Origin of the sequence: Occallatibacter sp. (assembly GCF_049510455.1) — a bacterium.
In the GTDB taxonomy this organism is placed as follows: Bacteria; Acidobacteriota; Terriglobia; order Terriglobales; family Acidobacteriaceae; genus Telmatobacter.
Genome location: NZ_JBEKYX010000149.1, coordinates 1 through 7,180, shown reverse-complemented (window position 1 = coordinate 7,180; position 7,180 = coordinate 1). Strand labels below are relative to the sequence as shown.

Below are 7,180 nucleotides of genomic sequence, written 5' to 3'. Positions count from 1 at the left end.
CCAACTCGCTAACACGCGAAGCGCGGCGAACCCGCTAAAGGAACAAGACCCAATGTTTAAGGCATCTCCAGAAGCGCAGTTTTGCGCCCCAGGACATCGAAGAAGTGATCCCTATAAATCCCAAAAAAATCTGGAAAGTGTCCCAACAAATCGAGCCGCAGGGCACAGGGGGCCTTCAGGCCCCGGAAAACAAGCGGAAAGCATAGGGGCTTCAGCCCCGCAGCCTGATGAAAAAACCATCTTCGCTTTTCCGGGAAAACCCATCTTGGCATTTCCGGAGGGAGCGTGAGGCTTCAGCCTCACGAATAAGGCCGATGTATTCAAGAGGGGCTTCAGCCCCGGGCTTTTCTGCGGCAGGCAGCCGTCCCACTTGCAGGGGCACAATATTTTTTTTGAGGGTCTCCCCCCGCCAGTAACCTATTTTGTTGTGCAATTAGTAAACAGTTGAAATCGAGCGCAAACAGCACAAAATAAGACACCTAGAAGCAAAACAGCTATGCTTTTCTTCAGCATGAATTCAAGGAAAACAAAAAGCGAAAGTTGAAACCGGCAAATCAGGAAGTACGGCCTTACTTGTACTCTTTCCTCCGCCCCGTCCGCATATTCGTCACGCTGAAACTGCCATCCGCACTCGCCGATCCCGAAGCCAGCCTTGTCAATGCGGAGAGCTTAGTGGAGATGCTACTGAACCACGAATGCCAGGGCCGCCATCACAATTCCGGCCAGCGCAAAAGCCAGCCCGAAGTACCAGTACGCCCGGCTCTTGGTCAGCAGCGTAATGGAGGTAATGACCAGACCAATCTCAAGCAGCGTCTCGCCCAGATCGAAGCGGTTGGCCTTCTTCTCGGCCTTGTCCACTTTCTTCTCCAGCGCCTCGGCCTTGTCCTGCTCTTCCTTCAGGTCGTCGTTCCACTTGGCCTGGTGGTCGGCATAAGCCTTCAGAGTCTTCTGCGCTGTGTCCTTGTCCGTCACAGTCACCACGTGGAGCAGGTCGGAGATCAATCCCATATCGCTCGAACGGATCTTCTTCGCCTGGTAGAGATTCCACTGGTCCGTGGCTTTGTTCTGCGTTAGCACCGCCTCGGTATGCGTCCGGTGGCCGAGCACCGTGGTAATGGCCACTATCGCGGCCAGCACCGCCATCGTAAACGCCACCGGTCGCATGCTCGATTCACTCGCGCCATGCTCGGCATGCTCCTGCAGTTCCTGGGCTTCATTTGCTTCCATAAGACTTATAAATCCTCTGGCTTTAAGCCTGTCCGTTTATATACTTTGGCTAGCATTTTCGGACCGATCTCATCTCCATCATGAAAGGCCCATGTATATTCATGCGGGAAATCTGGATGAACCAGCTGCCGATGTGAGCCGCTCGTGCTGATGCGTGGTTTCTCGCGCCAACCAATTTTCAGAAGCGCGCTATAGACTCGTTTGGCTTTCGATGAGGGAAATTTCATGGAATGTCATGCAGCCGCGAACCGTACCACACCCGCAGTAGATTGCTCGCTCTCGATGCGGTCGGCAATCACGCGCAGGGCAAGCGCCTCAACTTTGGATTGGGCTTCTTCTTTAGTAGCCCCATAGACAAGAACGCCAGGCAAACTCTCGATTTCTGCAATCCAGCGGCCGTCTTCCTCGCGATCAAAAACGATCTCGAATTCCATCATTCGCACCTCCGCGGAAATATAGGGTCAGTTTACGCTAGCGCGGGCTACTTCCGCTTCCACCGCACGCCATCCTTGGAGTCCTCGATGAGGATGCCCTTTTCCGCCAGTTCATTGCGAATCTGGTCGGCGCGCGCAAAGTTCCGCTGTTTCTTAGCCTGCGTCCGCTCGGCCACAAGCCCGTCAATCTCCGCGTCGCTCAGCCCCTGGCGCGCCAGCAGCTCCGCAGCCACCTCGCGGCCATCCGCCTGCGCCCATGCAACGGCGCGCTCCGTCGGACCGGCATCGCGGTCCTCCAGCACATCAAAAACCGCGTCAAAATCCTTCAGCGCCGCCAGCACCGCCTCGCGGTCCCCGGCCAGAAACTCGCCCTGACCCTGAGCAGTCTTGTCGAGCGCCGTATTCGCCGCCCTGACAAGGTCAAAGATCGGCGCTCTCGCATCCGCCGTATTCAGGTCGTTCGCCAGCGAAGCAAAATATCCGGCGCGCGCCTTCGACGCCGCCTGCTGCATTGCCTCGCTCTCGCCCGCCGGCAGTGCAGCCTTGGTCAGCCGCTCGTGGAAGGTTCGCAGCCGGTCAATCGCATTCGTCGCTTCGATCAACCCGTCAAAGGTAAAGTTCAACTGGTGCCGGTACGGCACGGAGATCAGCGCCATCCGTACCGCTGAAGCCTTGTAGCCTTTCAGCAGCAGGTCGCGCAGCGTGTAGTAGTTCCCATCGCTCTTTGCCATCTTCTTGCCGTCCACCAGCAGGAAGCGCACATGCATCCAGTGCCGCGCAAAGGGCTTCTTCGTCGCCATCTCGCTCTGCGCAATCTCGTTCTCGTGGTGCGGGAACATCAAATCCTCACCACCAGCATGGAGGTCAAAGCTCTCACCCAGAAATTCCATCGACATCGCCGAACATTCAATGTGCCAACCCGGCCGGCCGCGCCCGATCGCCGTATCCCAGGAGGTCTCGCCCGGCTTCACAGCCTTCCACAGCGCAAAGTCGCGCGCCGAGTCCTTCTCGTACTCGTCCACATCCACGCGGGCGCCATCTTCAATGCCCGTAAGATCTTTTTTGCTCAGTTTGCCGTATTCAGGAAACGACTTCAGCCGGAAGTACCAGCTTCCATCCTCAGTCTTGTATGCCGCACCCGCGGCCTCAAGCCTCTGGATCAGTTGCACCATTTTTTCAATGTGCTCGGTAGCGCGGGCAATGAACTCAGGCCGCTCCGCCCGCAGCGAATCGAGGTCCTCGAAGAAGGCATCCACAAACTTTGGCGTGTACTCGCCAATCGAAATCCCACGCTCCGCCGCGTTGCGAATGATCTTGTCATCCACATCCGTAATGTTCATCACATGGCGAACCGGCACTCCGGTCAGCTTCAGGAACCGCCGCAGAACATCCACCTGCAGAAAGGTGCGAAAGTTGCCAATGTGGCCGTAGTCATAAACCGTAGGCCCGCAGGCGTACATCCGCAACTCGCCGCCATCGGCAGGCGAGAGCTCGTCCAGTTGTCCAGTAAGAGTATTAAAGAGGCGGAGGGTCATCAGGCAGAACTTCTACAGTAGTTTCCGGCCCGGAAAATTCGGGACTGGTCGAGGGCCTTATCGATTGTAGCAGCGCGCCTTACGCCATCCCCCGCTACACGCCTAGCGCCAAAGACGGATCGGCGCTCAGCGCACTCTCCGCAAACTCACCGGCCTGAAAGCGCGGCCACGCCGCCGCCGCAATCATCGCCGCATTGTCCGTCGAAAGCGCCAGCGTAGGAAACGCCACCGTCACTCCTCGCCGAATTGCTTCCTTCGCAAACCGCTCACGTAGTTCGCGATTAGCAGCCACGCCGCCTGTCACCAGAATGCGCTTCGCTCCAGGCGACTCCGCGGCAGCAAAAGTCTTCTTCATCAGGTCGCCAACAACGGCAAACTGAAAGGAGGCAATCAAGTCCAGAACCATCTGTGGGCAAAGCGCCAGAGCTTCTTCGTGCATCTTGGGCACCTTTGCTCCGGCAAGTATCTTCGCAGCGCGCTCTCCAGCACCCTCGCGCAGCCCGTTCAGCTCCACATACCGCAGCACAGCAGTCTTGATACCAGAAAAGGAGAAAAGTAAATGCGGATCGAGATCGGCAATCGGCGCAGTCTTTGCAGCTTTCGTGCGCGGAGCCTTTCCAAGCAGATGAACCTTGTGTTTGATCTGCGCAAAGGCGAACGGAACGGCCTTTGGATCGCCAAACTTCGCCAGCGCATCAACCCACGGTCCACCCGGATAGCCCAATCCCAGCAGCTTCGCCACCTTGTCGTAAGCCTCGCCCGCTGCATCATCCAAAGTGCGGCCTACTAACTGGTACTTCCAACCCTGTGCCTGCGGCGTGGCCAAATACAAATGCGTATGCCCACCAGAAACCACCAACGCCAAAGCCTGTTCTCCCTCATCATGGGTGCCCAATCCATGCGACGCTTTTGTCGCATGGGTGGGATAACTATCAGCCGAACCGGAATCTTTCTGTCGCTCATTCAGCAGCACCGCATGAATATGGCCTTCCAGATGATTTACCGCAATGACAGGCAGCTCTTCTGCAAAGGCCAGCGCCTTGGCATAAGTAATTCCAACCAACAGCGCGCCGGCAAGTCCCGGCCCGCTTGTCACGGCGATCGCATCCAGATCACGGAGCTCAACACCGGCTTCTTTCAACGCCGCATCTACCACCGGCACCACTGCGCGCAGATGCTCGCGGCTAGCCAGCTCCGGCACAACGCCACCATAGCGCGCGTGCGTGTCAATCTGCGAGGCCACAACCGATGAAAGCGTGCGCGCGCCGCGCTCCACCACCGCGGCCGCAGTCTCGTCGCACGAGCTTTCAATGCCCAGAATGAGGCCGTTGCTCATAATTCCAGTTTAGTGCTCGCGCCTTCGCATCCCACCACGCCGTATGCTCTACTGTTCTGCAATGAATGACACTGCAAAACGAATCATCAGCGCGTTGATTTTTGGCGCAGCACTGCTGTTTAGTCTGTATGGCTGCGCCGCTTCCGCACGCGGAATTTTCTCATTAGGAGCCAATGATTCATTTGCTGAAATAGTTGCCATCGTAGTCTGTCTGCCGGGATTCTTTGCGACAACCGTTGTGGCGTTTTGGTTTCGAAAGATTGCCGGAATTGCAATGATGGCGCTCTCGCTGATCTTTCTGATCGGAATGCTCCTGCAGAGAAATTACGAGCTGACGGTGCTTCACTTCCCCCAGGAAAATCTGTCGACGTTTTTGGCTGCGATACTTCGCCCATGTGGGGCGGTCTTTCTACTGGGAGCTTTTGCCCTGATTACAAGAGCGTTGGGTTGGCAGGAAGTCATTCAGAGAAAGCACGAGCCTGTCGAGTAAGCGATTCGCCTCTGCCCAGAAGCGCGGTCTTGTCTCATTTAAGGAAAATGTAAGCACTATGCTGTTGTCCTCCCCTCAATTCGCCGCCGCGCTCCGAATCGTCGAAACCCTGCGCGGCAAAGACTACGAGGCCTATCTCGCCGGCGGTTGTGTGCGCGACTTGCTTATGGGTCGCGAGCCGCACGACTATGATGTGGCGACTTCTGCTGCGCCGGATGTGGTTCTCGCCAGCTTTCCGCGCACCTTTGCTGTGGGCGCGCATTTTGGCGTCGTGCTCGTTGCAGACGAAGAAACAGTCACCGAAGTGGCAACCTTTCGTTCCGATGGAGCATATTCCGACGGACGACGGCCGGATTCGGTTCGCTACACGCTCAGCGCGGAAGAAGATGTGCAGCGACGTGACTTTACCGTTAACGGACTGCTGCTGAATCCACTTGCCGCGCCGCAGCTTTCGTCGGACGAACTGAGGCAAGCAGTGCTCGACTACGTCGGCGGCCTTGCCGATCTGGATGCAGGCGTCATCCGTGCTATCGGCGAGCCTATGCGGCGGTTTGAAGAAGACCGATTGCGGCTGCTGCGTGCTGTGCGGTTTGCCGCGCGATTTGGATTTGCGATTGAGCCTGTGACCCTGGCTGCGATTCGCGCAATGGCGCCAAAGATCTCCTCCGTCAGCCGCGAACGGGTGCGCGAGGAGCTGACAAAGATGCTTACCGAGGGCCATGCGCGGAGAGCTTTTGAGCTGCTGGATGAGACTGGATTGCTGGTTGAGGTGCTTCCGGAGATTGCAAAGATGAAAGGCGTGCAACAACCTGCGCAGTATCATCCGGAGGGCGATGTTTGGACGCATACGCTGATGCTGCTGGAACAGCTGGAAGCCGGCGCTCCGCTGACGTTGGCATGGGGAGCACTGCTGCATGATGTTGGCAAGCCTGCGACCTTTCGCGTTGCGCCGGACAGGATTCGTTTTGACGGCCATGTGGAGGTTGGCATGGCCATCGGTGCGCAAATCTGTCAGCGGTTCCGGTTTTCGAATGATGAGACCCAGCAGATTCTGGCGCTGATCGAAAACCACATGCGGTTTGCGGATGCGGAGCGGATGAAGCCTTCCACGCTGAAGCGGTTTTTCCGGCTGGAGGAGTTTCCGCAGCACCTGGCGCTGCACAAGATGGACTGCATGGCGGCGAGCGGCAACCTGGACCACTGGAATTTTGTCCGGGAGCGGTATGAGGCGATGCCGGAAGAAGCGGTTCGGCCCGTTCCGCTGCTGACAGGCCGCGAGCTGATTGCGGCGGGGTACGCGCCGGGGCCGCGCTTCAAGGAGATTCTGCGCCAGGTGGAGGACGCGCAGCTTGAGGGTGCGATCCACACACTGGATGAAGCGATGGCGATGGTGCGGGAGCGATTTGGCAACTGACGTTTCTAAGGAAGATTTCGGACGAAAGGTCAACGTACTTTGGTAACCGGGGCGGCTGAATGGCGGATAGGCTGCTCCGATGAAGTACGTTAATGGAAACTCGAATTCTGTTCAGCGAAATGGAGCGGGTAGGCAACAGGTTTCAGTTCGCGTCTAAATCAAGGTGCGCCATATCTCTACACATGATCCTATTGGGGAACATTTCCGCTCGAAATGCAGCGTAAATCTGCGTGCTTTGTGCGCGCTGGCTGCATGGCTGCTTGCCGCCTGGGTACTGATGGCGCCCTTGCGGGCACAGGAGACTGCCGCCAGCCTGCACGGCGTGGTGACTGACCGCGATGGCAGTGTTTGCCAGGGCGCGCAGGTTACGATCACCTCAAACTCTGGATCGAATGCCGCTGTTTCAGATGAACTAGGCCGCTATTCCTTTAGCAGCCTGCCTTCCGGCCCGTACAAGCTGACTATTTCCGGGAAGGGATTTGGCCCTCAGACGCTGACGGGGAACCTGGCTGCCGGGGAAAGCCGCGAGTTGCCGGCGGTGGTTCTGCTGATCACGGCCTCGACGCAGGTGACGGTGACGGCAGATGTGCAGGAGATTGCGGCGGCACAGCTGCAGATCGAAGAGCAGCAGCGCATACTGGGAGTCTTCCCAAATTTCTACATAAGCTATGCAAAGAATGCGGCTCCGCTGACGCCAAAGCAGAAGTTCCAGCTTGCCTGGCGCAGCCAGATTGATCCGATGAC

Annotated in this window: 8 protein-coding genes; 3 read left to right on the top strand and 5 right to left on the bottom strand. The window is 57.5% G+C overall.

Annotated elements, in window-relative coordinates:
• Positions 1 to 681: 681 nt before the first annotated feature.
• The 5 genes from ABSG47_RS19655 to tsaD all read right to left on the bottom strand — a co-directional run bounded on the left by ABSG47_RS19655 (position 682) and on the right by tsaD (position 4,532).
• A complete protein-coding gene (locus ABSG47_RS19655; protein WP_424171853.1) occupies positions 682 to 1,227 on the bottom strand; it encodes a DUF4337 domain-containing protein in 546 nt (181 codons plus the stop codon).
• A gap of 5 nt (positions 1,228 to 1,232) precedes the next feature.
• Positions 1,233 to 1,454, bottom strand: coding sequence for a type II toxin-antitoxin system HicA family toxin (locus ABSG47_RS19650; RefSeq protein WP_424171850.1), 222 nt, complete (start codon positions 1,452 to 1,454; stop codon positions 1,233 to 1,235).
• Between the two features lie 6 nt (positions 1,455 to 1,460).
• The gene (locus ABSG47_RS19645) at positions 1,461 to 1,664 is read right to left on the bottom strand and encodes a type II toxin-antitoxin system HicB family antitoxin (RefSeq protein WP_424171847.1); all 204 of its coding nucleotides are present in this window, start codon (positions 1,662 to 1,664) and stop codon (positions 1,461 to 1,463) included.
• 44 nt (positions 1,665 to 1,708) lie between these two features.
• Positions 1,709 to 3,196 carry a cysteine--tRNA ligase gene (gene cysS / locus ABSG47_RS19640; RefSeq protein ID WP_424171844.1) on the bottom strand — a complete coding sequence of 496 codons (1,488 nt, stop codon included), beginning with the start codon at positions 3,194 to 3,196 and terminating at the stop codon, positions 1,709 to 1,711.
• A 94-nt stretch (positions 3,197 to 3,290) separates the two neighbouring features.
• Positions 3,291 to 4,532, bottom strand: coding sequence for a tRNA (adenosine(37)-N6)-threonylcarbamoyltransferase complex transferase subunit TsaD (tsaD, locus tag ABSG47_RS19635; protein WP_424171842.1), 1,242 nt, complete (start codon positions 4,530 to 4,532; stop codon positions 3,291 to 3,293).
• A 61-nt stretch (positions 4,533 to 4,593) separates the two neighbouring features.
• On the opposite strand from tsaD, the gene ABSG47_RS19630 reads away from it, so the two are divergent.
• The 3 genes from ABSG47_RS19630 to ABSG47_RS19620 form a co-directional block, all read left to right on the top strand.
• Complete coding sequence (locus ABSG47_RS19630) at positions 4,594 to 5,022, top strand: hypothetical protein (protein ID WP_424171839.1); 429 nt, start codon at positions 4,594 to 4,596, stop codon at positions 5,020 to 5,022.
• Between the two features lie 58 nt (positions 5,023 to 5,080).
• Positions 5,081 to 6,436 carry a CCA tRNA nucleotidyltransferase gene (locus ABSG47_RS19625; RefSeq protein ID WP_424171837.1) on the top strand — a complete coding sequence of 452 codons (1,356 nt, stop codon included), beginning with the start codon at positions 5,081 to 5,083 and terminating at the stop codon, positions 6,434 to 6,436.
• Between the two features lie 235 nt (positions 6,437 to 6,671).
• A partial coding sequence (locus ABSG47_RS19620) for a carboxypeptidase-like regulatory domain-containing protein (protein WP_424171834.1) occupies positions 6,672 to 7,180 on the top strand: 509 nt, incomplete at its 3' end.

Coding starts and splice junctions, on each gene's coding strand:
- ABSG47_RS19655 (WP_424171853.1), bottom strand. CDS start 1,227: ATGGAAGCAAATGAAGCCCAGGAACTGCAGGAGCATGCCGAGCATGGC.
- ABSG47_RS19650 (WP_424171850.1), bottom strand. CDS start 1,454: ATGAAATTTCCCTCATCGAAAGCCAAACGAGTCTATAGCGCGCTTCTG.
- ABSG47_RS19645 (WP_424171847.1), bottom strand. CDS start 1,664: ATGATGGAATTCGAGATCGTTTTTGATCGCGAGGAAGACGGCCGCTGG.
- cysS (WP_424171844.1), bottom strand. CDS start 3,196: ATGACCCTCCGCCTCTTTAATACTCTTACTGGACAACTGGACGAGCTC.
- tsaD (WP_424171842.1), bottom strand. CDS start 4,532: ATGAGCAACGGCCTCATTCTGGGCATTGAAAGCTCGTGCGACGAGACT.
- ABSG47_RS19630 (WP_424171839.1), top strand. CDS start 4,594: ATGAATGACACTGCAAAACGAATCATCAGCGCGTTGATTTTTGGCGCA.
- ABSG47_RS19625 (WP_424171837.1), top strand. CDS start 5,081: ATGCTGTTGTCCTCCCCTCAATTCGCCGCCGCGCTCCGAATCGTCGAA.